Genomic DNA, 26,400 nt, shown 5'->3' with positions numbered 1-26,400 from the left:
CAATATACTCATAAAATTGACACATTTCATTTCTATATTAGAATTATGGTATGAATAAATGAGGAGGATCACGATGGAACACAACATTTTACAAGTCATTGCATTAGCAGAAAAACTAAAATATGAAATGCGACATAGCTGGCTTTCCAACGGACGTCAAGAAAGTGTTGCCGAACATACATGGCGTATGTCTCTAATGGCCATTTTAGTTGAACCTTATTTGGATCAAAAAGTAAATATTGAGAAATTACTTAAAATGGTTATTATTCACGACCTAGTCGAAGCCGAAGCTGGTGATATCCCTGCATTTGATACAATGAATAGTCACGAATTACAGCTACAAAAACAAAAAACTGAACTAGAAGCTATTTTAAATATTAAACAAACATTAACAGGTTCTCTCGGTGAGGAATTATATGACTTATGGATGGAGTTTGAAGCGAAAGAAACGTACGAAGCAAAAGTTGCTAATGCACTCGATAAACTTGAGGTGAAAATCCAACATAACGAAGCTGATATTGATACGTGGCTACCAATTGAACATAAAATGACATTCCAAGTAGCAAAGCATACAAACTTTGATTCTTTCCTATCTAAATTACAAAAAATTATTGAACAAGATGGAGAAAAGAAGTTAATTGCTGCCGGCATTGATGTTGAGGCATGCAAGCAATAATGAAATAAGACACTCAACAAGAGTGTCTTATTTCATTATTGTTGATATAGCCTGCTTATAAATAAGCTGTTGTTTTCCATCCACTAAGATTAAAACTGTAAATTTATCCACTCCAACAACTTCTCCTACTATTCTAACGCCACTCTTTAAGAAAATTGTAACTGTACCTTTTTCTTCTTTTATTTGTTTATACAATTCTTCCTGTAAATGTTCCAATTACTGTCCTCTCCTTTCCGTGAAACATCTTAATATAAAAAACTATAAATTTTTTATTTATGCACTTTGTCTCTTATGTTCATAAACTTATTAATAAGTATATCTAAATCACGACTAAATAACAAAACTTTATCATGATCCAATCCGTGTCTCGCAACAAGTTGAATTAACTCTTTCTTTTTGTTTTCTATTTTATTTTTTAATTGTCCCATCTCCATCTCTATACTAAAACTCCCTTTTCCCATAATATTACTTGTAAAATTATAGTACATATTCTCTCATAAAAAAATAAGAAAATGGTTTTTTTTACAATTTTTTATTTTTTATGCCTAAATTATGAATTACGTAAAGGTTTATTTACAAATCACTAACATGCAATCCTAATGAATCTACAGGCATTTGTCTAATTATAAATGAGACTGGCTCGTTTTCTATACAAAAAACATACTGTATATAGTAGTCCATGAACCATATAGATTAACTTACTAAAAAGGAGGAAAACATATGAGTTATGGTGGAAGTTGCGCTGGTTTCGGCGGTGGATTTGCTTTGCTTATCGTACTATTCATCCTTCTAATCATCATCGGATGTAGCTGTTGGGGTGGCGGCGGATACGGATATTAATATATCCTATCCTTGAAAAATGAACTAAAAACTATAGAAAAACAGCTCAAATATGAGCTGTTTTTTTTCATACTTTCGTATGAATTTATATCCCTCTTATTTGCGATTTCAACTAGCAACATATTGTTTACTATGGAATAAGAAACATTTTTACTAAGGGGGATTACAATGATTAGAGGTCTTTACGAAGCACATTTACCTGTCCGCAACTTAAAAGTATCAATACCTTTTTATGAATCACTAGGGCTAAAATTATATAAAAGAGGAGATAATATTGCTTTCTTTTGGATTAAAGAAAATGAGAGTTGGCTCGGCCTTTGGGAAGGCACAGAATACAAAGTGAATTATCACCCCTCTTTACGACATATCGCCTTTCAAGTAAGTTTACATGATTTAGAAAATGCGATTCATTGGCTAAATCAAAAAGGAATTTCAGCACGAAAAGACTTTGGAATGGAACCAATTGAACCGATTGTTTTTCCGGAATTAGCACATGCAGCCGTATACTTTAACGACCCTGATGGAAATAGTTTAGAATTGATTGCACAATTACCTGTTGGACTTCCCACAGCGGAAAAAGTGTATTTAAGTGAGTGGAAAGAACAAATTCAAACATCGTCATTACATAAGGATTAATCTATTTATGTCAGTTTCTTATTCCACACTTCTTAAAACAAATAAAAACTTCAATAAACTATTTTATGGGCAAACATTAAGTGTACTTGGGGATTGGTTCCATACGGTAGCTTTATTAACATTTGTCTACAGCATAACAGAATCGCCGTTTATGATCGCACTTACTTTTATAAGTAAAAGTTTACCACAGCTTCTTCTTAGTCCATTCATAGGCGGAATTGTAGATCGTTTCTCTAAAAAGAATATTATGATTTTTACCGATATTACACGGGGAATTCTAGTCCTTACATACTTACTCGCAGGCTATAAAATTGAGATTATTTTCATTGCTAATATATGTTTATCTGTACTTTCTTGTTTATTTGAACCGGCTAAACAAGCAACCCTAAAAAATATCGTACACCAAAATCATTTCGTAACTGCTAACTCTCTTTCTAGTACAATTAATGGTTTTATGTCTATTATGGGGGCTTCTTTGGGCGGAGTAATTGCACAATCTTTACATATTGAGTTCGCTTTTTTAGTAAATAGCCTATCATACTTTATTTCAGCCTATTTTATTTATAACATGAGTATTCCTGCTCATGATACTTGTAACAAGAAGAAAGCATTTTTCACTGATATAAAAGGTGGTTATACATACATATTACAAACAAAAATCATTTTAACATTAATTCTTGTCGGCATTTCATGGGGGATTATTGGAGGTGCTTATCAACTACTTCTAACGATCTATGCCGAAAAAATTTTCCATACGAACATTGGGATTTTATATACGGTTCAAGGGGCTGGGCTTATGATAGGAAGCCTTCTCGTTAATCTTTATATATCCCATAATAAAGAAAAAATGAAAAAAGTATTCGGTTGGGCCTACTTATTACAAGGAATTTTCTTTCTCGGATTCATTCTATCCGATCAACTTATTATCGGTATCATTACTTTATTCTGTATGCGCATAGCAGGAGGAATCATCGTTCCACTTGATACGACATTACTTCAAACTTACACACACGAAAATATGATAGGTAAAGTTTTTTCATTCCATTATTCCATTTACGGATCTCTTATTCAGTTATCGATGTTTTTTACAGGAGGGCTGTTAGAAATTCTTTCTCCTCAAATGATTGGCTGTTTATTAGCTACATGCTGTATTTTTGTAAGTTTTATATGGCTGTTCTTGTTTTATCGCGGGGATCTCAGTGAATAATTTAATGATAATCAATACATTTTGATCCCATTCATTATTTGTTTCCCTATAATAAAATTGTTTAAAAATACAAGTCAGATTTTTTAGTTAAAGAGCCTTATATGGCAACACTATTTGAGAAAAAACTAGATATTTATGTTAAAATACAAATAAGTTTGTGAAACATTGCACTTAAATAATAGACTTTAACTAGTTAAACTTGATTAAATAGGAGGGCTGTTTTGGGTATCACATTCTTTTTCATATGTATTATATTAGTGGCTTCTATTCTGCAAGCAAGTACAGGTTTTGGCTTTTCCATAATGGCAACCCCTTTCTTACTTATGTTATTTCTACCACAAGAAGCTATACAAATAAACATTATTTTATCTTTAATTATCTCCATTTCACTCATTTGGAAAATAAGAATGGACGTTGATTTTGTTCTACTGAAAAGGTTTATTTTTGGAAGTATAGTTGGTGTTCCTTTTGGCATTTTGATTTTTATTTCCGTTAACATAAACACTTTTAAATTAGCAGTTAGCATCCTACTCTTACTATTAACATTGTTGCTAATATGCAACGTTAAGGTTAGATCAACACAATCTAGAGATTTCATAGTTGGCGGATTATCTGGTCTTTTAACGACAAGTATCGGTATGCCAGGTCCACCCCTGTTACTTTATTTTACAGGAACTAATACTGAAAAAGAGAAGTTAAGAGCAACTACATTAGCTTTTTATCTGTTTATATATTTCATTAGTCTAGTAACTCAAATACTCTTTACTGGCACAAACAAAACCATTTGGGAATCAAGTTTTTATGCCATTCCAATTGTATTTTTAGGTTTGTTTATAGGTCAAATTATTTTTAAATGGCTTAATCAACGGATTTTTAAAATATTTACGTACATTCTTTTAAGTTGTACAGGGGGTTATCTTCTTATTGAAAGTTGGAACTTGTTATAGAAGATGCTTTAGATCGTGCAATAACAGATATGTTCAAACGAAATTATTGCTGTATTTTCCGGCGGGGTATTCCATATCAAAACTTAAATAACTTTATTGACAGTTTACAATTAGCAATAATCTTTCTTTCATAAGGAAAATATTTCAAATTAATTACTAAATAAAACGATAAAAAGCGGCTATTATGCCGCTTTTACTTACTATTGGCATTTCATTCTCATTTTCTATCACTTTTGTAAAAAATCATTAATTTTTATTTCTATGTACATGATAACAAACAAAATACCTAAGTTCAGAAAGAATAAACAACTTTCTAGCCTTAGGTATTTCTCCTTCTCAAAAAGGCAAACCTGCATCACAGGTTTGCCTCTTTACTCACTTCACTTCTTATTTAATCCTTTTTCACTTAAAAACTCTTTCATATGCATTCTTTTTTCTTTAGACATAAACGAACTCATTGATTCCGTCCATGTTACGTTTTTCTTGTTTGATGATCTTTCTTTATAATACGCGTTCATCGTTTCATCATATTCGTTTAGTAATTCATCATATTTTTGTTCATCATATCCATTTTCATGAAGAACTGCTGCTACTGGTAAACGTGGTTTAACTCCATGTTCTTCATCTGGTACACCGACTGTCATTCCGAATACAGGATATACTTTATCCGGTAAATGAAGCAGTTCACTCACTTCTCTCGGATTATTACGAATACCACCAATATAACAAATACCGTATCCTAACGATTCTGCTGCTAGTGCTAAGTTTTGCGCAAAAAGTGAAGCATCTACCGTCGCAACGATAAAGTCTTCTACTCCCTCATGCTTTATCTCTGTACTATGTTTTTCACATGCAATTTCAAGTCGTTTTAAATCTGCACAACAAACAAAAAATGCTGCACAGTCCTTCACATGGCGATTTCCGGATAGCTCTGCTAGTTTAGCCTTTAATTCCTGATCTGTTACATATATAACAGAATACGCCTGTACAAAATGTGATGAAGCTGCATGTTGCGCAGCATGCACCATCTTTTCTACTACATCTTTCGGAATTAATTCTTCTTTATATTTACGAACTGAAACATGTTGCTCCATCTTATGTATGATCTCATTCATGAAAATCACTCCTTTTTTCTCTTCATAATGAAAAATTAACATATCTTTTTCAATTTTCACAACTTATAAGCACAAAAAGAGCAATTCTTTTTGAATTGCCCTTTTTTAAAACATTTATCGATACGGTAAATGAAATTATACTTATCTTATTACGCCGTTTTCAAAACTTTAATACCTTTTACGATATTCCAAATGAAGTAGTAAATTCCTACAAGAATGAACACTGCATATGTGATAGCCATTCCAATTCCAGCACCGTCAGATTGATTGAAACCTAAACCGTACATGCCTGATACTGCTAGTCCTCCAAATAAGATTGCGTATGGGAAAACATGTGACCAAAATGCTTTTTTCGCGTGATACTTCACTTCATCTTCTGCAACAAAGTACACGATAATTGGTAGTAAAAATGGTGCAAAAAAGATACTAAAGTAACATAACGAAGATAAAATATTATTTCCTTTCATCCGATTCACCTCTAAATAGTTTTTGTTACCTTCATTATGTCAGGAAATCATTCTAGAAACTATCGCTTTACCTTTCACGAACGTGACATATTTGTAAGATTTTCCTCAAACTAAATCCCGCCTAGAATTTCAGACGGGATCACTTTCACTATATTCGATTCATAAACCAATACTGTGTAATTGCTAAATATTCTCGTACATTCGATGGAATGATGATTGGTTTCGGTGTTTTTGCCGGAAGACCTTCTAATTGTAAACCTTGTTTGGCCGCTATTTTTTTCGCTCTAAACATGTGAAAATCGTTTGTTACGATCATACCTTTTTTCATATCGGCTGGAATTAACGGTTTTGAGAATGTAATATTCTCATCTGTACTCGTAGATTTGTCCTCCATTATAATGCGGTCTTCTACGATATTTTGTTTTATTAGTCCTTGTTTCATTGCTAATGCTTCTGAAATGTCTTCACCTTTTCCTTGTCCTCCAGATACGATAGCGATTGTTTTCTCATGTGATTTTAAATATTCAGCTGCTTTATCAATACGATATTGCAATGAATAAGATGGTTTCGTCCCATTTACTTTCGATCCTAGTACAATTATGTAATCAGCATCGTAGGTTGCATTCATATGCCCATGCTTATAAATGTGATATTGTAAAAACCCCGCATACACGGCGCAAATCATTATAACAACTAAAATGCCCTTCATTATTTTCTTCTTTCTCATATTCATATACTCCTATTTTCTTTTACTTCCTTCATGATAATATCCATTTATTTGTTTGTATACAGACAAATTCCAATAAACCCTAATTTATCCTCTGAAAGGTAATATTTATATTACTTTCGGGAATAGTAAGTACAACTTTACACGAAGGAGTGTCTCTATTGCTTCTCTTTTTATGTAACGTGTCGTTCTTTTTCATCTTATTTTTACTATCGCTTAAGTTACTCGGTAAATCCGCGTTAGCGCAACTAACTCCTCATGATTTTGGGGCTATAATTTTTTTATCTTATTTAGCTTTCCAGGCCATACCCGTCTCTGGTGCTTTACAAGCATTTCTCGGTATGGTTGTTATCACATGTTTACATTTACTCCTTACAAAATTAAGCCTATTCAACAAACTAAATCGTTTTATTCTCGGACACCCTATCATTTTAATTAAACATGGTGATATTATTTTTGAGAACTTACAAAAAAGTAGATACCCCATTGCAGAACTGCTTTCTAATCTTCGCGTTGCAGGATATCCAAGTGTTCATGAAATTGAATACGCTATTTTAGAAGCGAACGGCGCTATTAGTATTTTACCAAAAAGAGAACTTGTACCATTAACTCCAAAAGATTTAAACATAGAAGTTAAGTATGCTGGATTACCAATTGCACTTATCGTCGATTCACAAATTCAATATGATAACTTAAAGTTAATACATAAAGATGAAAAATGGTTATATAAAGAATTAAAAGAAAAAGGAATTACAAATATTAAAAACGTTGCCTTTGCTTCTGTTCAAGAAACGGATGGATCTTTTGCGATTAGTTTAAAGGAATAAAAAAATCCCCTTAATTGCTTAAGGGGATTTTTTATCATATCGCTTCTTTCTCTCCTGCCATATTTAATGGAACAGGATGTTTCATACGATTCATCGTAAATACGATAATCGCTGTCATTACTTCTGCAACTGGCATAACGAGCCAAATTCCATTTATACCAAATAATTTCGGCATAATCCATAACAATGGAATAATAAATAGTAATCCTCGGCTCATTATAATAAGTACTGATTTCTTCGTTTGTCGCACTGATTGGAAGTACTCTCCATACACAATGTTATAACCTAAAAATACGTATTGGATAAAGAATAAACTAATACCTGTTAAGGTTAACTCCAATAATTCTGGAGATTGAACATCAAATAAACCAATGATATATTTCCCGAAGAATAATCCGACAATTATCGCAACGCCTCCGAGGACAACAGCAATTTTCACAGCAAACTTCAATCCTTCACGAAGTCTCTCTGATAAATTTGCCCCGTAATGGAAACTAGCAATTGGCTGTAATGCTGCTCCAACACCAAAGAATAATAGTAATGTCATTGCATGAATACTATTCACCATCGCATAGGAAGCTACTCCTACTTCTCCTGCATATTGGACAAATGCGATATTAAAACCAATCGTTACGATTGCAACCGTACTTTCTGCTGTAAAACTTGGGAAACCAATCACCATAATTTGTTTGACAGTATCCCATTCAAAATGAAATTTCGTCCACTTTAAAATACTACTTTTTCTAAAGAAATGAGTTAATAATACAAGGAAACCAATCGCTGCCGAAAGAATAGTCGCTGAGGCAGCACCTGTTACGCCCCATCCAAAGATAAAAATAAAGATATAGTCAAACACTATATTTAATACAGCCGTTACAACAAGACCAGCCATTGCTAAATTAGGATTTCCATCATTTCGTATAAATGTACTTAAAATATTTTCTAAAACGTATATCATTCCAAATGTTAATAATACGTGTAAATAGTCTAACGCATATGGTAAAATCACTTCATTTGCACCAAATAAGTATGCTAAATCTTCTATTCTCCATAAGCAAATCGCTGCTAAAATCCCTACGATAACAACTGCTACCGTCATTGATTGAGTAAAAATAGACCTTGCTCTCTCTCGTTTATTTTCACCTAATGCAATGGAATATAACGTTGCCCCGCCCATTCCAATCCATAATGAAATAGAGAAGAAAATCGAAAAGGCTGGAATAGCCACGTTCACTCCTGCTAAACCGTTCGCCCCAACTCCTCTACTAATCATAACCGCATCAATTACAATATTCACTGACATTAATACCATTCCGAGGACGGCTGGTATTAAATAAGAAATAAATAAACTTTTAATTGGTTTTTCTCTTAATTTTTCTGTTGCTTCCATACTCTAACATGCTCCTTTTTTTCAACTCTCTTTTCTTAGTTTAAACCTTCAAGTAACTTTAAGGTCAATAGAGAATTAAAAATAGGTGACTTAATTATCGCGTTTGATGCTCATTTGTAATTATACGAGTCCTATAACTTATTGCTTTGTTTTTTCATTATAGGAATTTGAATTTCTGTTACTTGCTCCTCAGGATCTTCTGTTACAGACCAATCAATCAATCCAATCTCAATCGAATCTCCATGTACTTCGTAACCTTCTTTATCAATGTATGTAAGTAACTCCTTGTACGTTGCATCTGTTTCTTCATACGGTCCATGATGATAAGAACAAGCATATAAACCTTCTTTAATTTCATCTGAAGTATGCACTTCATACGGCATATAATCCAAAAGAATAAATACACTGCTATATGCTTGAAACTCATTTTGCATTAACCCTTTTTTCGCAACAGTTACACCAATATCTCCAGAAAATAAACTATCATCCATTTGCCTCATATTTTTTTGCAACGAATGGATGTAGTACTCAAACATATCATCCGTCGTATTTGGAGCAACCGCAATTGCTGTAATTTTTCGCGGCGGGATCTCTTTAATTACCATTTGTTCAGCTTTTGCTTTTGTTGCTTCCTTAATTAAATGAATTCTATGCTCCATTTTCGCCAGAGCATACTCAATTTCTCTTTGTTTCTTCAGCATCATCTCTTGTTGTTTTTCCAGTAAATTGAGTGCGTATGCTGGATTTCTTTCATCAATATATTTTTTAATTTCCTTTAATGGAATGTTTAATTGGCGTAAAAACTTAATCGTATCTAATAGTGAAAATTGATCGATTGTGTAATAACGATAATTTGTTTGCGGGTCCACAGTGGACGGATGAAAAATTCCCTTCTCATCATAATAGCGTAAAGTTGATTCCGCTATATTATGCATTTTTGCCATTTCTCCAATTGTAAAGCGTTTGTTTAATAACATCTTTTATTTCCTTCCATTTCTATTTACTTCATTATATGTTCATTTTGTCTTTAAAACAAAAAAAGAATTCCCATACGAGAATTCTTTTTTTACTATTAAACCTCTATTATTATAGGAAGAATCATCGGCTTTCGTTTTGTATTTGTATATATATACTTCCCTAACGCTTCTCTTACCTCCCTTTTCAAAATACCCCAGCTATTCACATTCTCTTTCTTTAAATTATTAATTGTAATAACAGCTAATTTATTTAATTCTCTTAAAAATTCTTCTGAATCACGAACATAGACAAATCCACGAGAAATAATATCAGGACCTGAAATTATTTCTCCATCGACTTTATTAAAAGTAATAACTATAACGAGCATTCCATCTTCTGAAAGTTGTTTACGATCACGTAATAAGGCATTTCCAACATCTCCAATTCCTAATCCATCTACATATATATTTCCTGCCTGTATTCTTCTAGATTGAATTGCCACTTCATTACTTATATCTACAACATCTCCATTACGTACGATAAAGATATTTTCCTTTTCAATACCAATTGATTCTGCTAACAAACTATGGTGATGTAGCATTCTAAACTCTCCATGAATTGGAATAAAATATTTTGGCTTCATTAATGTAAGCATTAACTTCAACTCTTCTTGATATGCATGACCGGATACATGCACTCCAGTAGAACTGCCTGATCCGTAAATCACCTTTGCTCCTAATGCAAATAAATTATCGATAATTCGAGAAACGTTACGTTCATTTCCTGGGATAGGGGTCGCGGCTATAATAACCGTATCTTCTGGTAAAATATCCACTTGTCTATAGTTTCCACTAGCTAAACGCGCTAAAGCTGCCATTGGTTCTCCTTGACTTCCTGTACAAAGTATTGCAACCTGCTTTGGATCTAAACGATTTACCTCATTTGCTTCAATTAACATACCTTCTGGAATATGTAAATAACCTTTCTCTAGAGCAACCTCTACTACATTTACCATACTTCTCCCTAGCAAAGCTAGTTTTCGATTTGTCTTTATACATGCTTCAACTATTTGCTGAACACGATTCACATTAGAAGCAAACGTAGAAATAATTACTTTTCTATTTGCTTTCATAAATATTTCCTCTATCCGTTCTCCTACTGACCTTTCTGATGGAGTAAAACCTGGGCGTTCTGCATTTGTGCTTTCAGATAATAAAGCTAGTACACCTTCACTTCCTATTTTAGCCATTTTATGAATATCAGGATGTTGATTATTTACTGGTGTTAAATCAAATTTAAAATCACCTGTATGTACTACAGTACCTTCTGGTGTATGAAAAACAATACCGAGACAATCCGGGATACTGTGGTTCGTTTTAAAAAAGGTTGCCTTAATAGAACCACAATCAATTTCTGATTCTGAATGAATAACGATTAATTCCGTATCATTTTGAAGATTGTGTTCCTTTAATTTAATTTCAATTAAACCTAACGTTAACTTTGTTGCATAGATTGGTACATTTAGTTGTTTTAAAAAATATGGTATTCCGCCAATATGGTCCTCATGCCCGTGCGTTACTACTAAACCGCGAATTTTTTCTTTATTTTCTTGCAAATATGTGACGTCTGGAATTATTAAATCAATCCCTAATAAACTTTCATCTGGAAATTTAGACCCACAATCAATGACGACAATATCATTTTCATATTGGATAGCATACATATTTTTTCCTATTTCATTTACTCCACCTAAAGCAACAATAGACAAGTTATTTTTTAATGAATTCAAATGATAAAACCTCCTTTTCACATTTATAATTCGTGAAATAGCATTTAGGCTTTATTATTTGTAATGAAAAAGGACTTCATACTATTTTATACATATAAAATTCACACGCTACTCTTACACCTATATCTCAATAAGACAGCTTCTTCCTCAAAAAGCTCCCATTTTTTCATTGATTTTTTATAAAATCTATTATATATTAATTACAGGTTCAAATTACGAGTTCAAAAGAACTTGTAATCAGACCCTTTTGTTTAATGGGTTTTACATATTTTCATTAGGCAAATTCCGAGAAATCGTATGATAAAACTAAAAATGATGAGGAGAGGATCAGATGGAATTCGAATTTTTCTTTCAAATTGCACTTATTTTATTAAGTACAAAGCTTGCTGGTGATCTTAGTGTTAGATTAGGTCAACCTTCTGTACTAGGTAAATTAATTGTCGGTATCGTTATCGGTCCAGCTTTATTAGGTTGGATTGAAAATTCAGAGCTTCTAACTCAATTAAGTAATGTCGGGGTTATTCTTCTAATGTTTATGGCTGGACTTGAAACAGACTTAGAAGAATTAAACGCCAATCGTAATTCTTCTTTAGCAGTTGCACTCGGAGGTATTATTCTTCCATTCGTAGGTGGTTACGTTTCTGGCCTTGTTATGGGAATGGAACAAGGAAACGCTGTATTCTTAGGATTACTTCTATGTGCGACAAGTGTTAGTATTTCCGTACAAACACTTCGTGATTTAGGTAAAATGAAAACACGTGAAAGTACGACGATGCTTGGAGCCGCTGTATTTGATGACATTCTTGTTGTTATTTTATTAGCATTCGCAATGAGCTTCTTAGGCACTGATGATGTTAACTTAACAATGATTATCTTGAAGAAAGTAGTATTCTTCGCTTCTATTATTTTAATCGGATGGAAAGGTGTTCCAGCAATTATGCGTTGGTTATCACCACTGCGCGTATCTGAGTCTATCGTGAGCGCAGCTCTTATCATCTGTTTCTCATTCGCATATTTCGGCGAACTATTAGGAATTGCTGGTATTATCGGTGCTTTCGCTGCTGGTATTGCAATTTCTCAAACAAACTACAAACATGAAGTAGAAAAGAAAGTAGAACCAATTGCTTACGCTATGTTCGTTCCAGTATTCTTCGTTAGTATCGGTATGAATATTACATTTGACGGTATTGGCAATCAAATTTGGTTCATCTTAGCATTAACAGTAATCGCTGTATTAACGAAACTAATTGGTTGTGGTGTTGGTGCACGCATGACTGGATTTGATGCTAAGTCTTCTGCAATTATCGGTTCTGGTATGGTTTCTCGTGGTGAAGTTGCACTTATCATCGCAGGAACAGGTCTTTCTTCTGGGCTATTGGCACAAGATTACTTTACAGCAATCGTTATTGTCGTTATTTTAACTACAATGATTACACCACCAATGTTAAAATACACGTTTGGTGCAAAAGATAAAGCAATGAAAGCAAGTAAATAAGTTTACTATAATAAAAGGAGATTGCTATTTTATAAGATAGCAATCTCCTTTTTGTTTTATCTTTAAACAATCTCGTTCTTTTTTAACCATTTTCAAAAATAGTTCGTGCTTCTTCATCATCCATATCATTACTAAATGAATACACCATAATGCCGTAATTATCTATATATTCACCTAGCTTCATTTCCTCCACTTTCTTATAAAAATCGTCCACCTCATAGTGCGGAATATAAGCATCCCAAACCGGCTCATTTATTCTCTTATACGCCGTCACTTCTAAATCATATCCGTCTTCATAATATCCGATGTGATAATGTTTGTTCGAATCATATTTATCCATTAAAAGTCCCCTCTACTAAACAAAAGCGAGCCTTATATTAAAGCTCGCTCCTCTCTCTACTTATTAAATACGTTCCATCGCCGTCTTCAACGTTCCAACAACAAAGGCAATTTCTTCACTTGAAATAATAAGCGGCGGTGCTAATGTTAAGACGTTATTATATCCTGCTGTCGTCATACCGTTTCGTCCTATAATAAGCCCTTTTTCTTTACAAGCATTTACGACACTTGCGATTTTGTCGTTATCAATTGGCTCTTTCGTCTCTTTATCATTTACTAATTCAATTCCAACTAATAGACCTTTTCCTCTAATATCCCCAACAAGCGGATGTTCCCCAATTTCATCTTTTAGTTGCTCTAATAAAAGGGAACCCATTTGCGCAGATCGCTCAATTAAATTTTCATTTTCCATAATCTCTAAGTTTTTAAGGGCTAATGCACAAGCTGCTGGATTTCCACCAAATGTATTAATATGTCGGAAGAATTCATACTCTCCCTTCCCTTTAAATGCTTCATATATTTCTTTTTTCACAGCTGTTGCAGATAATGGTAAATATGCGCTCGTAATCCCTTTTGCCATCGTAATAATATCTGGCTTCACATCATAATTCATAAATCCAAATGCTTTTCCTGTACGACCGAAGCCACAAATCACTTCATCACTAATAAGTAGCGCGCCGTGTTTTTGACACGTTTCATGAACAGCTTTCATATAGTCTTGTGGTGGCATTAATATGCCCCCACCTGTAATAATTGGTTCCATAATAAAAGCGGCAATTGTTTCACTTAATTCCCACGTCATAACACGATCGACTTCTTTCACACATTCTACATCATAAATATGCTGCCCTTCAATTTCAGGCATACGGTAACAATCCGGTGGTGTTACGTGTAAAAAGCCTGAAGCAAACGGTTCATATTGATATCTACGCTGCGCTTGTCCCGTCGCTGCCATTGTCGCCATTGTATTCCCGTGATACCCACGATAACGTGACATAAATTTATAACGATGTGGTTCACCTTTTTGCGCATAGTATTGTCTTGCTATTTTAAAAGCTGTTTCGTTCGCTTCTGAACCACTATTTGAGAAGAAAATAACATACTCTCCCCCAAGCCACTCATTTAATTTTTCAGCAAGCTTTATAGCTGGTTCATGAGATTGTGACATTGGAAAGTATGATAATGTTTGTAATTGCTTATAAGCCGCTTCTGCGAGCTCCTTTCTTCCATATCCACTATTCACACACCAAAGACCACTCATACCATCTAAATATCTTTTTCCTTGTATATCTTCAACCCAGCACCCTTCAGCTTTTGCCCCTACCATTGTACTATTTGGACTAAAGGGACGCATTCCGTGCCAAACATATTGCTCATCTTTTGCTAATAATTCATCAGTTTGCTTCGTTTTCATCATTACTTCCACCTTCCATAACAACTTATTTTTCACAAAAGCTGCGCTGGTGCCATGATGACTTAAATTTCTCCCTGCTATTTTCATTCCACAAAATTAAGACAAATCCTACTTATAAATCAGTAATATTTACAAGAAAATGACAAAAGAAAAAAGAGCTTTTCTTATCTATCGAAAAGCTCCTCTTTTATTTAATGTGAAGACGCATCGCTAATACCGTGACCAGTATTAGATTTCACGAGAATTTCATCAAATTTCGCTGCATCTTCTTTCTTACTAGATAAAACAGTTCCTAAATACGCTGCAAGAAATCCAAGCGAAATTGAAATAATTCCTGGTGTCGTATATGGGAATATCGCTTTCCCAACAAAAATAGCTTTTCCAGCTACAGGGTTCCAAACATTCGGACTCAACGCTACGAGAACAATAGCTGATACGAGACCTACAATCATACCGGAAATAGCACCCGTTGTATTAAAACGCTTCCAATATATTGTAAATAAAATCACTGGTAGATTTGCACTCGCTGCAACTGCAAATGCTAATGATACTAAAAATGCTACGTTTAATGTTTGGGCAAATAATGCAAGTATGATAGATAGTATCGCTACCCCAATAGATGCATAACGAGCCATAGATACTTGCTCTTTTTCCGTTGATTTTCCTTTGCGAATGATCTCATTATAAAAATCATGAGCGAATGCTGATGCTGCCGTTAATACGAGACCTGCCACTACAGCCAAAATTGTTGCAAAAGCAATTGCTGATACGAAAGCAAATAAGAAGTCTCCACCTAACGCTTTGGCTAATAAAGGTGCTGCCATATTACCCGCTGGATTCGCTTTAATAATCGCTTCATTTCCTACAAACGCTGCCGCACCAAATCCTAAGAAAATCGTCATAATATAAAATGCACCAATTAACCATGTCGCATATACGACAGATTGACGTGCAGTTTTTGCATCACGTACTGTAAAAAAGCGGACAAGTATATGTGGTAATCCAGCTGTACCAAGTACTAGTCCTAAATTTAAAGAAAGTGTATCAAGGCCATCCTTATACTTTACACCTGGATTTAAAAATGAATCTTTTAATGGTGTAGCTGTTTTCATTTGGGCAAACATTTCAGTCACGCTGAAGTTGAATTTTGCGAAAACGATAACAGAAATAATAAACGTACCGGCCATAAGTAATACAGCCTTTACAATTTGTACCCAGCTCGTTGCTGTCATACCACCAAAAATAACATACACCGTCATAAGTGTTCCAACGATTAATACAGATGTCGTATATTCAATCCCTAATAATAATTTAATAAGTGCACCCGCGCCAACTAATTGTGCAATCATATAAAAGATAGAAATCGTCATCGTATTAAGAGCTGCAACTCCGCGAACTTTTTTCGCGTCAAAGCGTGCTGCAATCATATCCGCCAAAGTGTACTTTCCTAAATTTCTAAGCGGTTCTGCAACAAGATATAGTACAACTAAATAAGCAACTAAAAAACCGATACTATAAAAGAATCCATCAAACCCAGTTAATGCGATTGCTCCAGCTATACCGAGAAATGAAGCAGCAGACATATAATCTCCAGCAATGGCCAGACCATTTTGCCAACCAGTTAATCCCCCTCCAGCCGTATAAAATTCACTCGCATTTTTCGTTTTTTTCGATGCAAAATAGGTTATGACGAGCGTACCAAGAACAATAATTAAAAATAGTGCAAATGCAGTAGTATTCAAATTCAGCCCCTCCCTTTTTGCATATCTTGCAAAATTTTTCGGGAGATTTCATCAAATGATTCTGCTTTTTTGCTATAAATCATACATAGTGCCCATGTCATAATAAATTGGGAAAAAGCAAATACCCACGCCCATGTAACGTCTCCAAATGCAGGTGTATTAAGCACCTTTGAATACGATGTTAGAATAGGTAATGCGATAAAAAAACTAAAAAAGAAAATACTCATTGGAATGATAAACTTCTTTTTCGTATTTAATAACAATTGAAATTCTTCCGACTGAACGACCTCTGTATAATTCACCTCATTTTGCAACTTACGTGCTGACGTATCGTCTCGTTTCATTAACCGATCCCCTCTCTTACTTAAAATACACTTCCCCCTTGCATACCTAAAGACTAAATTTTATAAATATTCAGAAACTTATATTCATTTTAGACAATCCATGCATTCATGCAAAGATTTTTTGATAGACATTTTTCGGCAATTTCCCCTAAATTTTTAATATACTTTTTCAAAATAAAGTGACACCTTACTTATTTATCCTCATTAAGACAAAAGCAGTGCTTAACGCACTACTTTTGTCTTTTTTTCCTTTTCTAAATTACGAGCCGTTTCGCTTAACTCAACATCTTTTCCGTCTTTAAGTGTTCCAAATATAAAATCGAATACTGGATTTGAAACACCAAACCAAAACTTTTCGTTTTTATAATGGTGTAATATATGTTGTTTTTTTAGCCATCTTCCAAACTTAGTGACGGGACGAATCGGTCTATGAGCAATATAATGTTTCCATTCGTAAACGAGCAGCATAATAATCATTCCGATTCCAAATGAAAGTGCAATAGTAACACTTTTTGTAATACCATATGCTATAAGTAAATATATAGTAAAACTAGGTATACTAAACCATACAGGTAAAAACAAAAGTTTTAAATCATCTGGATATACGTGGTGATCATAATGCAATCTTCTTAACATTTTTAATAGAAATGTGTTTTTAGGTGGCTTTATATGGAATAAAAAACGATGTGTCATATATTCATTAAGTGTATAGAAAACAATCCCAAACATACATGCTAACATGCCAAACCACGTAAAAAATTGCATTTTTAAAATAATAATGAAAATAAATAGAATGCTATACATAATAACAATATCATGTTGTAAAAAGAACTCTTTCCCCACTTTCTTCATCTTGTTTCCCCCTTTTCCAAAAAAACAGCCGCAACATATCGTTACGACTATTTCTTTTCTATTCTTATTCTATTCACTTTACAAATTTGCCTGCTGTTCTATTGTCGAGAAAAAATTGTTTGGTCCAAATATATTTTGCTTCGGAATAATATGTTCCACTGCAAACACTGTTACTTCTCCTCTTTGCACTTCTCCAATAATGAGCCCAAATATTTCATGATTTACTGCAAACGTCGGTTGCTTTGTTTGTAACAATCTTGCAGCATTATGAAATACCGCTTCATATAGTGGATTTCTATCAGTAATTTCTTTTCGGATTTTTGGCGCTAACGTAATTATAATTTCTTTTCCGTCAATAGTGGTTCGATACATAAAAATCTCCCCTTCAATCTTATGTGAACAACTGTAAAGCTTTGTATGCAAAATGGATAGAGTAACCTACTAAAATAATACCTGCTCCGGCTGTTATGTAGCCAAGCGCTTTTGGTTTTAATAAAGTTCTTCCAAAATGTACAGAAAAAGCAATATTTAAATTCCATAAAATAATACCAACAATAATGCAAAGACTGTACAAAAAAGCTTCTTGTTTCGTTACCTTCGTAAGTAATGAGCTAAGTGTACTTCCGTATATACCAAACCAAAAAACAAGATTTAATGGATTGGATATCGCAATTAAAAATCCTGCCATAAACGATTGCTTAAGGCCACCTACCTCTTCTTTTTTATATTCCATATTCGATTCGAAAATTCCTTGTTTTACACTTTGAAATCCTAAATAAAATAACAAGAAAAAACCCGTGCAATACATGAAGGCTTGTACATATGTATACATAAACACAGAAGATAAACCGAAATAAATGAGAAGCATAAATAAAACATCTGCAGTCATTCCACCAATTCCAACAACCCAAGCGTGCCAAAAACCACGTTCAATTCCTCGTTTTAACATTTCAATATTAATCGGCCCTACTGGCGCAGCTAATGATATACCTAATACGATTTGCTGTATAATTGCTCCAATCATCGCTCTATCCTTTCTACTCTCTTTACTACTAGTTAATGATGTAATTTTAAAAAATAGACTAGCTTTCATAATAAAATACCCTTTTTTATCCAAAATATACAAAAGAGCCATCTAGATGATGGCTCTTACTTTTCTATCCTATGAAGAAAAGGACATTTCCCTTTTATTGGCTCTACATCGTCTCCTATGAAATATTGTTTCCATTCACGATGCTCTGGGTCACCATAATGACTAATGTTAGGATGTTTCGGCAATTGATCCCACTTTTCAACTCGCTCACGGACCATTTGTCTTGAATATGCTCCTTTAGGACGATCTCCCTCTAATCCATCAAAAATAGTGCGTGGCTGAAACCCAATAACGAGAGAATTCCCTAAATGTCTAGTTTTTCGTTGTTTATAAGCTGGCGCATTTCCAAATGCGAATATTGGCTCACCACCAAATGAAAATTCCCATAAATAATGGTCTGGGTCTTCAGGAATTTGCTTTGGCCATGCTTCATTATCGTTTTCATGTAAATACTGTAACACTTTCCAAAAAGAATCACGGTAATATTCGAGTGATTGTTCTTCACATTCCGGTTCTACAAAAAGGAAAAAGCCCCTTCTTACAATCGGTCTCTCTTTCATTAACTCTAAAAAAGATAACATTGTATGCGGCAAATGACTCCAATCATTATGAGAAAGAAATGAATAACGAAGTTCATTCTTTTTCAAAGCTGTTAAACCGAAATAGCATGGAAAAGTTGGTTCTAACACGACACTTGAAAAAATCTCAAATTCTTTTGCAACCCAATCCGGTATGTCGGTTCTCGTTCTCATTCCTTCATTATCTAATAAGTAAGACTTATTCATTCTTTCACCTCATTATGTATAGCATTCAATTAAGAATATTACATACTTGGCCTGTCCTATACCTATTTAAAAATTTGACTGAAAAATTATTTAAAAATACAAAAAAATAAAATCGCTTACTTGACTAAATTCTCCCAATTCGTGTATATTTAAATTAATCATTTAGCAGAATATTCAAGAATATAGCATTTTTAGTTTATATTATTTTTTAAATGAATTTCACTAAATGAAAATAGTAAACGCTTTTAGGAGGAATTGTAACATGCAAGGAAAAGTAAAATGGTTTAACAACGAAAAAGGTTTTGGATTTATCGAAATGGAAGGCGCTGACGATGTATTCGTACATTTCTCTGCTATTCAAGGAGACGGCTACAAAGCTTTAGAAGAAGGTCAAGAAGTATCTTTCGACATTACTGAAGGTAACCGCGGACCTCAAGCTGCTAACGTAGTAAAACTTTAATCCAACATATAACAGGAGGTTGCCTTACTTGGCAACCTCCTTTGTTATTCCTTTGTATATTTCCGTTTTACAGAGCAAAAACTATGTGAAATGCGCACTATCAAAGGAGGAATTATTAATGGGATCAGAAGTAAATGATTTTGAAGAAGTGAAATTCCGTGTAGAAACAGCACAAAAAATGGTAGGATCAGCAACAATTTCAATGGATCCAGATACATTAGAACATGCTACTACTGCTGTAGAAGCAGCTCGCTCTCAGCTTGAAATTATGAAATCTGTTGCAACTGATTTAGATGAACCATTTTTAATGAATGAGGAAAAGAAATTAAATAAATGTGAGCATCAACTAAACGAAGCAAGACACTAAAAAACATCCAGAGAATTTTCTCTGGATGTTTTTTCATGACAACTGTTCTCCATATTTTTTCAATGTTTCTCCAACTGTACATTGGCGTATACAAAATGAATGGGCATAATATTTACTATTTGTCTTTCGATTATGTTCTCGCAAAAAACAGCCTTCACAATACGTTTCTAATAAGTCATTTACCTCTGTAATGAGTTGCTTTTTATCCACCTTTGCACCTCTCTATTCAGTTATTTCTTTATGACTATCAATAACTGTTCCTTCCAATGCTTGCGTAGCTAATTGATGTGCTTCTTTATTTTGTTTTCTAGATATCGGCTCACATATAAGTTTTAATTTCATTTGCTTCGCCTTTTGTTCAATTTGATCTAAATAATGATTTAAATGTTCATCATAACAAGGCCATTCTCCAGCCAATTGCTGTAGTACCACTTGTGAGTCTCCGCGAAGTGTAATCGCTTCATACTTAATCCCTAATTCCTCGAGTATATTCATACCGTATAATAATGATGCATATTCCGCTTCATTATTATCATATATACCTTCTATATATGCATTGCGGCGAATGCGGTAGTTTGTATTTCCTTTTTTATAATACACACATATACCAACGCCAGCCTCTTTCGTCTGCACATCATAACCACCATCAAAATAAACGAGTATATCTTGAGGCTCATCCTCCACTTGCTTACTCAGCTTTTTCATCTCTTTTAATGACCATTCTGCGTCCATTTCATCATAAAATGAAAATTCTTTTACTCTTCCTGTTTTCTCAAAATCCTCTGCAAATTGAAGTACTTCTTCTATGTTCATATACTCTGTCGTTAATTCCGTCTGCAATCCGCGCTTTGTTTTATACAACCAATGAATTTTATATTTCATACTTCATTCCCCTTATATAAGACTTCTTATTTATCCGGCTAATTGAAGCCTCACTTTATTTTATTATATTTTATCAAGAGTCAAAGAATTATATTCAATATTATCACATACAAAAAGAGCCATCCTATATAAGGAATGGCTCTTTCATCTATTACATAAATCTTTCAAATTGTACTCGCTTATTAATCCAGTACATTACAGGCATACCAATGGCCATTACTACGAATTCACCTGCTGCACATGTTAACCAAGTCCACATAAATGGTAGATCAAATGCAAGATGAAGTTCAATTGCAATCATAAACATTGTAATCGTAAAGATAACTGTATTAAAAATCATACGAGCCCAAACACCTTTAATAAATCGCATAGAAATAATCGTTGCAACTAATGCAAGAATAGATTGCCCTACCCCAAATACTAAATCATAAGCGATCATAGGTGAGAAAAAGAGATTCGTTAAAAATACACCTAATACAATTCCGTAAATTGCTTTCTTGTTAAATACAACGAGATGATTAAACATCTCTGAAATACGAAACTGTACATTCGTAAAGCCAAATGGCTGAATAAGCATAGAAACAGCAATATATAATGCCGCTAAAATACCATTACCGACTAATGTTCTAATATTCATGACAAAATCTCCTTAGTTTTTTTACGTGGGATGGTTTCGAACCACGTTATTCGTTTTTTAAGCAACAAGATTATATTTTACGTGGTAGCCCCTCTTTCGTCAATAGATTCCTATCGTGAACTACCTTTTTTCTTTTAGACAACGTATAATAAAACATATGAAAGATTTAGGAGGTTTCACTTCATGAAAGCAACAATTCAAAATGAAAAAGTGATCGTTTCCATTTCTGACAAAGGTGCAGAATTACAGAGCGTTCGCTTAAAAGAAGACAACATAGAATATTTATGGCAAGGTGATTCTACTTATTGGGGACGCCGTGCACCAATTTTGTTCCCAATTGTCGGTCGATTAGTAGATAATACATACTACGTAGACGGTAAACCATATTCATTAACACAACACGGTTTCGCTCGTGATCTTACTTTCTCTGTGAAAGAACAAAGCGAAACAAAGATCACTTATATCGTTACTAGTAATGAAGAAACATTAAAAAAATACCCATACGAATTCGAATTACTCGTTTCTTATGAGCTAGATGGACAAAGTGTTCATGTAACATATGAAGTAAACAATCCTACTTCTAAAGAAATGTTCTTCTCAATCGGAGCACATCCTGGATTCAACTTCCCTTTATTGGACGGTGAATCATTTACAGATTATCACTTATCGTTTAATGGTTCGGAACGCTTAGAAACAAGCGTATTAGAAGGACCTTATCTTTCAAACAAAAAGCAATTAATCGCTGAAAATACGACTGAATTGCCACTTACATACGATTTATTCAAAAATGATGCACTTATTTTTGAACATATGAATACGAATGAAATTTCGATTCGTTCTCATAAACATAATAAATTTGTAAAAGTAGAATTTGATGGATTTCCATTTGTCGGCGTATGGACACCAGGGGATAACGCACCTTTCTTATGTATTGAACCTTGGTATGGAATCGCTGATGAAGTAAATCCAGCAAAAGATTTCAAGGATAAAAAGGGAATACAATCTTTACAAGCGAATGAAACATTTACATGTCGTTACAGCATCACAATCGGATAACTACTCTATCCCCTACTTCAAAAAAACATTTAAGTAGGGGATAATCTTATAATTTGGAGGTTTCTCATTTTGATTGAAGTATATATTGATGGTGCATCAAAAGGAAATCCTGGTCCTTCTGGTGCAGGAGTGTTTATTAAAGGCATTCAGCCGCCTGTACAATTATCAGTACCACTTGGAACAATGTCCAATCATGAAGCAGAATACCGCGCTTTACTTCTAGCATTAAAATATTGCATTGAGCATAATTATAGCACTGTCTCTTTTCGTACAGATTCGCAGCTTGTTGAGCGGGCTGTTGAAAAGGAATACGCAAAAAATAAAATATTTGCACCTCTTTTAGATGAAGCACTACAGTACATAAAAAACTTCGATCTCTTTTTTATTAAGTGGATTCCAAGTAGTCAAAATAAAGTAGCTGATGAATTAGCTAGAAAAGCTATCTTACAAAATTAACGGGGGTATGAGTGTGAAAAAAGAGTGGATTGCTCCTCTTGCTTTATTATTTGTCTCTTTTATTTGGGGAGCTACGTTTGTTGTCGTTCAAAACGCTATGTCTTTCGTTGGTCCATTTACGTTTAATGGTATTCGTTTTTTATTCGCTGGAATTATTTTATTATTCGTTCAAATTATTTTCTCACAGAAAACTTCAAAACAAGAATTAAAACATAGTAGTTTAGCTGGATTAATAGTTGGGTTCTTCTTATTTGTCGGCTATTTATTACAAACATTTGGCTTACTCTATACAACTTCTTCAAAAGCAGGTTTCTTAACTGGGCTAAGCATTGTTATGGTCCCAATCTTATCCTTTATCTTTTTAAAACAAAAAGCCACCATTTTCATCGTACTTGGTATTGCTGTAGCTACAACAGGTTTGTACTTATTAACAGCTGCTGATTCTTTCCAATTAAATATAGGAGATATACTTGTTCTTGGTTGTGCAGTCGCTTTCGCTGCCCATATTCTTATTAACGGCTTCTTTTCTAAAAAAATATCACCTTTATTATTAAGCACATCTCAAGTATTAGCTGTTGGTATATTTTCTTCTATTTGCGCTTTCTTGTTTGAAGATTGGGAAAAGTTATTTTCAGTATCACTATGGACGAATCAATCCTTTTTATTCGCACTCTTTCTAACTGCCCTGTTTGCAACATCTATTGCTTTTTTCATTCAAACATCGGCACAAAAACACACTTCTCCAACGAGAGTAGCAATTATTTTCGCAATGGAGCCCGTTTTTGCTGCATTAACAGGCGTTCTCGTTGCAAATGAACAACTTTCTATTTCTGCTATTATCGGATGTCTATGTATTTTTCTAGGCATGATTTTTGTTGAATTACCTTCCAAAACAAAAAAAGAAGCGCAGGCTGCGTGAAGTTACGCTTGTAACTTCCGCATAAAAGCCTTAGCGCTTTTTTTATCTGTAATTTCTTCCTCTTTCAATCGTTCTAATAACGCAACGAAATAACTACCATCAAACTGCAATTGATGTTTAATTGTCGCTTCTATTGCTGCGTTCACAATCCCATCAGACGCACCAGTATATCCTTGTCCAAACATAATAAACCCTTGTGCTTCCTCTGATAATTTAAATCCTTTCGTATGTAAGAATGAAAGATAATCTTCTACTGTTTGCATGTTATTCCCACCTACTCAAAAATTCTCCATCTCCTATCATACATGTTTTTACACGCTATGAGAATGAAATTTCTTTGACAACTTTGTAAATCAATCTTCTACTTCTCTTACAATAGAGGATTTCCTAACAATCTGAAGGAATATGTACAGTGAAACTTATTTCATATTAAAGGGGAGACACGATGAAACAAGCACTATTAATTATCGACGCTCAGCAAGAATTAATTGATGGAAATGAGCAAGAAAATGAAGTTTTTCGTAAAACCGAGCTATTATCTACACTAAATATAGCCCTGCAGAAAGCAATAGATTCAAATGCTCTTATTGTTTTCGTAAGAGATATCGATGTTGCTTCTGGTAGTGGCGAAGGATTTGAAGTACATAATCAAATTCAAGTACCCCAGTCTGCAATCTTTATTAATAAAGCAGCAACCAATTCATTCTACGGCACTTCTTTACTTGAACTTTTAAAAGAAGAAAACATTAATCATATTGTTATAGGCGGATGTAAAACAGAACATTGCATTGACACTGCCGTTAAGACAGCAACTGTACAAGGATTTGACGTTACATTAATTAAAAACGGTCATTCAACAACTGATTCTAACGTATTGTCTGCAGAGCAAATTATCTCTCACCATAATAAAATTCTCCATGGTCATTATAATGTTGATCATTTTTCAGTTGTTAGAGATGTCGAGGAAGATCTTTTTCAACCTATTCACGACCAATATCGTGATTAAATTGGCTCAAAAAAGAATCCTTCATTTAAAAGGATTCTTTTTTATCCAAAAATTTGCGCTGCAATACTATATAGTTCACTATTTCTTTTTAATAACCGATTACTATTTTTTATCATAATTGGTGGTGTATTCACTTTTTTAAAACCAGCAATCTCTAATTCTTTCATGAAATCGTTCTTTCCTTCTGGTACATCCATTCTTAATTTTCCATTATGCCCTCTTGCTAAATCATGTACTATTCTCATTGCCATCGCATTATTTTTAGCAACGACTGGTCCTATTATTTTATTTTCTGGCGTTTGTATACTTATACCGTATCCTACTACATTTTCTTTCGTATCCTTTACAACGACACACTGCTCACTTTGCATAATTCTTTGTTTTAAAAACTCGTTTCGGCTTGTCCCAAATGCTCCTTTATCTATTTTTATTATTCCTTCTAAATCACTCTCTTTATAAACCATCATATATTCTTCATTTTCTGCGCATTTATGATTTGCATTGTACGAGTTACAAATATATTTAGAAACATAACTTACTGCCCTAAATCCTAACTTTTCATATAAAGGTTTCCCTTCATCCGTAGCAATCAGCATAATTGGAGTATGAGCTGATACGCTTTTAACGCACGCTTCCGTTATTATCTTTCCAATCCCTCTCCCCTTATAATCTGGATGTACAATCACCATTCCGATAGACGCTAATTTCTCCCCATATAATATTATTGCCGCGCTAGCAATTAGTTCCTCTCTCTCATTCCAAACACCGTATACAATCCCTACGTTAAAAATAGTCTCAATTTCTTCTCTGTTATAATCCCACCCAATATAAGAAGATAATGATACAATATTCCCTGTTTTTTCTTCCCTAAGACGCTCCACCCTAATTTCCAATTCAATCATACTCCATCCCCTTATCTAGACATTTAAATCATTATTATCAAATCAACTTGTACATGTTTCCATTTATTTATCA

The 26,400-nt window shown here is 33.8% G+C and carries 33 protein-coding genes, 1 pseudogene and 1 riboswitch; of the genes and pseudogenes, 13 read left to right on the top strand and 21 right to left on the bottom strand.

The genetic code is table 11. The features are described 5' to 3' along the window. The first annotated feature begins 73 nt into the window (after positions 1–73). Complete coding sequence (locus NST86_RS08335) at positions 74–676, top strand: HD domain-containing protein (protein ID WP_016117516.1); 603 nt, start codon at positions 74–76, stop codon at positions 674–676. 27 nt (positions 677–703) lie between these two features. On the opposite strand, the gene hfq is transcribed toward NST86_RS08335, so the two are convergent. Beyond that, on the bottom strand, positions 704–892 hold the full coding sequence (gene hfq, locus NST86_RS08330) for an RNA chaperone Hfq (protein WP_000400665.1): 189 nt from the start codon (positions 890–892) through the stop codon (positions 704–706). Positions 893–945: 53 nt separating this feature from the next. Beyond that, the gene (locus NST86_RS08325) at positions 946–1,164 is read right to left on the bottom strand and encodes an aspartyl-phosphate phosphatase Spo0E family protein (protein WP_227593137.1); all 219 of its coding nucleotides are present in this window, start codon (positions 1,162–1,164) and stop codon (positions 946–948) included. 232 nt (positions 1,165–1,396) lie between these two features. Here NST86_RS08325 and NST86_RS08320 point away from each other — a divergent pair, with 232 nt between their 5' ends. The 4 genes from NST86_RS08320 to NST86_RS08305 all read left to right on the top strand — a co-directional run bounded on the left by NST86_RS08320 (position 1,397) and on the right by NST86_RS08305 (position 4,306). Beyond that, a complete protein-coding gene (locus NST86_RS08320) occupies positions 1,397–1,516 on the top strand; it encodes a YjcZ family sporulation protein (protein ID WP_000120179.1) in 120 nt (39 codons plus the stop codon). Between the two features lie 168 nt (positions 1,517–1,684). Next, complete coding sequence (locus NST86_RS08315) at positions 1,685–2,152, top strand: VOC family protein (RefSeq protein WP_000617953.1); 468 nt, start codon at positions 1,685–1,687, stop codon at positions 2,150–2,152. A 7-nt stretch (positions 2,153–2,159) separates the two neighbouring features. Further along, positions 2,160–3,359 (top strand): MFS transporter, encoded by a 1,200-nt coding sequence (locus NST86_RS08310; RefSeq protein WP_000117062.1) that lies wholly within the window; start codon positions 2,160–2,162, stop codon positions 3,357–3,359. Positions 3,360–3,580: 221 nt separating this feature from the next. Continuing rightward, positions 3,581–4,306, top strand: a complete 726-nt coding sequence (locus tag NST86_RS08305; protein WP_016117515.1) for a sulfite exporter TauE/SafE family protein — start codon at positions 3,581–3,583, stop codon at positions 4,304–4,306. A gap of 380 nt (positions 4,307–4,686) precedes the next feature. On the opposite strand, the gene nfsA is transcribed toward NST86_RS08305, so the two are convergent. From nfsA to NST86_RS08290, 3 genes are all read right to left on the bottom strand, one after another. Beyond that, the gene (gene nfsA, locus NST86_RS08300) at positions 4,687–5,421 is read right to left on the bottom strand and encodes an oxygen-insensitive NADPH nitroreductase (RefSeq protein WP_016117513.1); all 735 of its coding nucleotides are present in this window, start codon (positions 5,419–5,421) and stop codon (positions 4,687–4,689) included. Between the two features lie 149 nt (positions 5,422–5,570). Next, positions 5,571–5,888, bottom strand: a complete 318-nt coding sequence (locus NST86_RS08295) for a DUF4870 domain-containing protein (protein ID WP_000678055.1) — start codon at positions 5,886–5,888, stop codon at positions 5,571–5,573. A gap of 148 nt (positions 5,889–6,036) precedes the next feature. After that, positions 6,037–6,615: a YdcF family protein gene (locus tag NST86_RS08290; protein WP_001227678.1), complete on the bottom strand. Its 579-nt coding sequence runs from the start codon at positions 6,613–6,615 to the stop codon at positions 6,037–6,039. Between the two features lie 161 nt (positions 6,616–6,776). Here NST86_RS08290 and NST86_RS08285 point away from each other — a divergent pair, with 161 nt between their 5' ends. Next, positions 6,777–7,442, top strand: coding sequence for a DUF421 domain-containing protein (locus NST86_RS08285; protein ID WP_000923924.1), 666 nt, complete (start codon positions 6,777–6,779; stop codon positions 7,440–7,442). A 34-nt stretch (positions 7,443–7,476) separates the two neighbouring features. Here the strand turns inward: NST86_RS08285 and NST86_RS08280 are convergent, their stop codons facing one another. The 3 genes from NST86_RS08280 to NST86_RS08270 all read right to left on the bottom strand — a co-directional run bounded on the left by NST86_RS08280 (position 7,477) and on the right by NST86_RS08270 (position 11,578). Further along, a complete protein-coding gene (locus tag NST86_RS08280; protein ID WP_000388390.1) occupies positions 7,477–8,832 on the bottom strand; it encodes an MATE family efflux transporter in 1,356 nt (451 codons plus the stop codon). A gap of 131 nt (positions 8,833–8,963) precedes the next feature. Next, entirely contained in the window at positions 8,964–9,809 is an 846-nt protein-coding gene (locus NST86_RS08275; protein WP_000925945.1) for a MerR family transcriptional regulator, read from the bottom strand. A gap of 95 nt (positions 9,810–9,904) precedes the next feature. Further along, positions 9,905–11,578 (bottom strand): ribonuclease J, encoded by a 1,674-nt coding sequence (locus NST86_RS08270; protein ID WP_016117512.1) that lies wholly within the window; start codon positions 11,576–11,578, stop codon positions 9,905–9,907. Between the two features lie 331 nt (positions 11,579–11,909). Here NST86_RS08270 and NST86_RS08265 point away from each other — a divergent pair, with 331 nt between their 5' ends. Then, positions 11,910–13,073, top strand: coding sequence for a cation:proton antiporter (locus NST86_RS08265; RefSeq protein ID WP_000393878.1), 1,164 nt, complete (start codon positions 11,910–11,912; stop codon positions 13,071–13,073). Between the two features lie 62 nt (positions 13,074–13,135). Here the strand turns inward: NST86_RS08265 and NST86_RS08260 are convergent. The 8 genes and pseudogenes from NST86_RS08260 to NST86_RS08225 form a co-directional block, all read right to left on the bottom strand. Next, positions 13,136–13,413 (bottom strand): annotated as a pseudogene (locus tag NST86_RS08260) (DUF3986 family protein). A 63-nt stretch (positions 13,414–13,476) separates the two neighbouring features. After that, complete coding sequence (locus tag NST86_RS08255; RefSeq protein WP_000850959.1) at positions 13,477–14,826, bottom strand: aspartate aminotransferase family protein; 1,350 nt, start codon at positions 14,824–14,826, stop codon at positions 13,477–13,479. Between the two features lie 191 nt (positions 14,827–15,017). After that, on the bottom strand, positions 15,018–16,568 hold the full coding sequence (locus tag NST86_RS08250) for a solute symporter family protein (protein WP_340933488.1): 1,551 nt from the start codon (positions 16,566–16,568) through the stop codon (positions 15,018–15,020). A gap of 2 nt (positions 16,569–16,570) precedes the next feature. Further along, the gene (locus NST86_RS08245; protein ID WP_000817366.1) at positions 16,571–16,912 is read right to left on the bottom strand and encodes a DUF485 domain-containing protein; all 342 of its coding nucleotides are present in this window, start codon (positions 16,910–16,912) and stop codon (positions 16,571–16,573) included. Positions 16,913–17,134: 222 nt separating this feature from the next. Beyond that, a complete protein-coding gene (locus NST86_RS08240) occupies positions 17,135–17,764 on the bottom strand; it encodes a sterol desaturase family protein (protein ID WP_000755396.1) in 630 nt (209 codons plus the stop codon). A 78-nt stretch (positions 17,765–17,842) separates the two neighbouring features. Beyond that, positions 17,843–18,136, bottom strand: coding sequence for a hypothetical protein (locus NST86_RS08235; RefSeq protein ID WP_000286361.1), 294 nt, complete (start codon positions 18,134–18,136; stop codon positions 17,843–17,845). A gap of 19 nt (positions 18,137–18,155) precedes the next feature. Then, complete coding sequence (locus NST86_RS08230) at positions 18,156–18,899, bottom strand: LysE family transporter (protein WP_001196839.1); 744 nt, start codon at positions 18,897–18,899, stop codon at positions 18,156–18,158. A gap of 14 nt (positions 18,900–18,913) precedes the next feature. Next, complete coding sequence (locus NST86_RS08225; protein ID WP_001043770.1) at positions 18,914–19,642, bottom strand: YqcI/YcgG family protein; 729 nt, start codon at positions 19,640–19,642, stop codon at positions 18,914–18,916. A gap of 262 nt (positions 19,643–19,904) precedes the next feature. Between NST86_RS08225 and cspB the strand changes: the two genes are divergently transcribed. Together cspB and NST86_RS08215 are read left to right on the top strand one after the other, a co-directional pair. After that, positions 19,905–20,102: a cold shock-like protein CspB gene (cspB, locus tag NST86_RS08220; RefSeq protein ID WP_001161731.1), complete on the top strand. Its 198-nt coding sequence runs from the start codon at positions 19,905–19,907 to the stop codon at positions 20,100–20,102. A 118-nt stretch (positions 20,103–20,220) separates the two neighbouring features. Then, positions 20,221–20,469: a DUF2564 family protein gene (locus NST86_RS08215; protein WP_000534392.1), complete on the top strand. Its 249-nt coding sequence runs from the start codon at positions 20,221–20,223 to the stop codon at positions 20,467–20,469. 33 nt (positions 20,470–20,502) lie between these two features. Here the strand turns inward: NST86_RS08215 and NST86_RS08210 are convergent, their stop codons facing one another. From NST86_RS08210 to NST86_RS08200, 3 genes are all read right to left on the bottom strand, one after another. After that, positions 20,503–20,679 carry a zinc-finger domain-containing protein gene (locus NST86_RS08210; protein WP_000358801.1) on the bottom strand — a complete coding sequence of 59 codons (177 nt, stop codon included), beginning with the start codon at positions 20,677–20,679 and terminating at the stop codon, positions 20,503–20,505. A 12-nt stretch (positions 20,680–20,691) separates the two neighbouring features. Beyond that, a complete protein-coding gene (locus tag NST86_RS08205) occupies positions 20,692–21,351 on the bottom strand; it encodes a ribonuclease H family protein (protein WP_016117509.1) in 660 nt (219 codons plus the stop codon). Between the two features lie 151 nt (positions 21,352–21,502). After that, entirely contained in the window at positions 21,503–21,988 is a 486-nt protein-coding gene (locus tag NST86_RS08200) for a QueT transporter family protein (protein WP_001026471.1), read from the bottom strand. 6 nt (positions 21,989–21,994) lie between these two features. Beyond that, positions 21,995–22,039, bottom strand: a riboswitch (PreQ1 riboswitch). 132 nt (positions 22,040–22,171) lie between these two features. Here NST86_RS08200 and NST86_RS08195 point away from each other — a divergent pair. The 3 genes from NST86_RS08195 (at position 22,172) to NST86_RS08185 (ending at position 24,419) form a co-directional block, all read left to right on the top strand. Continuing rightward, positions 22,172–23,044 (top strand): aldose 1-epimerase family protein, encoded by an 873-nt coding sequence (locus NST86_RS08195; RefSeq protein ID WP_086423757.1) that lies wholly within the window; start codon positions 22,172–22,174, stop codon positions 23,042–23,044. Between the two features lie 69 nt (positions 23,045–23,113). Next, complete coding sequence (locus NST86_RS08190) at positions 23,114–23,500, top strand: reverse transcriptase-like protein (protein WP_061664219.1); 387 nt, start codon at positions 23,114–23,116, stop codon at positions 23,498–23,500. Between the two features lie 13 nt (positions 23,501–23,513). After that, positions 23,514–24,419 (top strand): DMT family transporter, encoded by a 906-nt coding sequence (locus tag NST86_RS08185; RefSeq protein WP_000712602.1) that lies wholly within the window; start codon positions 23,514–23,516, stop codon positions 24,417–24,419. Between the two features lie 2 nt (positions 24,420–24,421). Here NST86_RS08185 and NST86_RS08180 read toward each other — a convergent pair whose 3' ends face one another. After that, on the bottom strand, positions 24,422–24,682 hold the full coding sequence (locus tag NST86_RS08180) for a DUF6123 family protein (protein WP_001195212.1): 261 nt from the start codon (positions 24,680–24,682) through the stop codon (positions 24,422–24,424). Between the two features lie 182 nt (positions 24,683–24,864). On the opposite strand from NST86_RS08180, the gene NST86_RS08175 reads away from it, so the two are divergent. Continuing rightward, complete coding sequence (locus NST86_RS08175) at positions 24,865–25,425, top strand: cysteine hydrolase family protein (protein WP_016117507.1); 561 nt, start codon at positions 24,865–24,867, stop codon at positions 25,423–25,425. Positions 25,426–25,466: 41 nt separating this feature from the next. Here the strand turns inward: NST86_RS08175 and NST86_RS08170 are convergent, their stop codons facing one another. Beyond that, entirely contained in the window at positions 25,467–26,327 is an 861-nt protein-coding gene (locus NST86_RS08170) for a GNAT family N-acetyltransferase (protein ID WP_086423756.1), read from the bottom strand. Positions 26,328–26,400 lie beyond the last annotated feature (73 nt).

This window comes from Bacillus sp. FSL L8-0199 (genome assembly GCF_038005705.1).
In the GTDB taxonomy this organism is placed as follows: Bacteria; Bacillota; Bacilli; order Bacillales; family Bacillaceae_G; genus Bacillus_A; species Bacillus_A cereus.
This window is presented reverse-complemented; position numbering and strand designations above follow the sequence as displayed.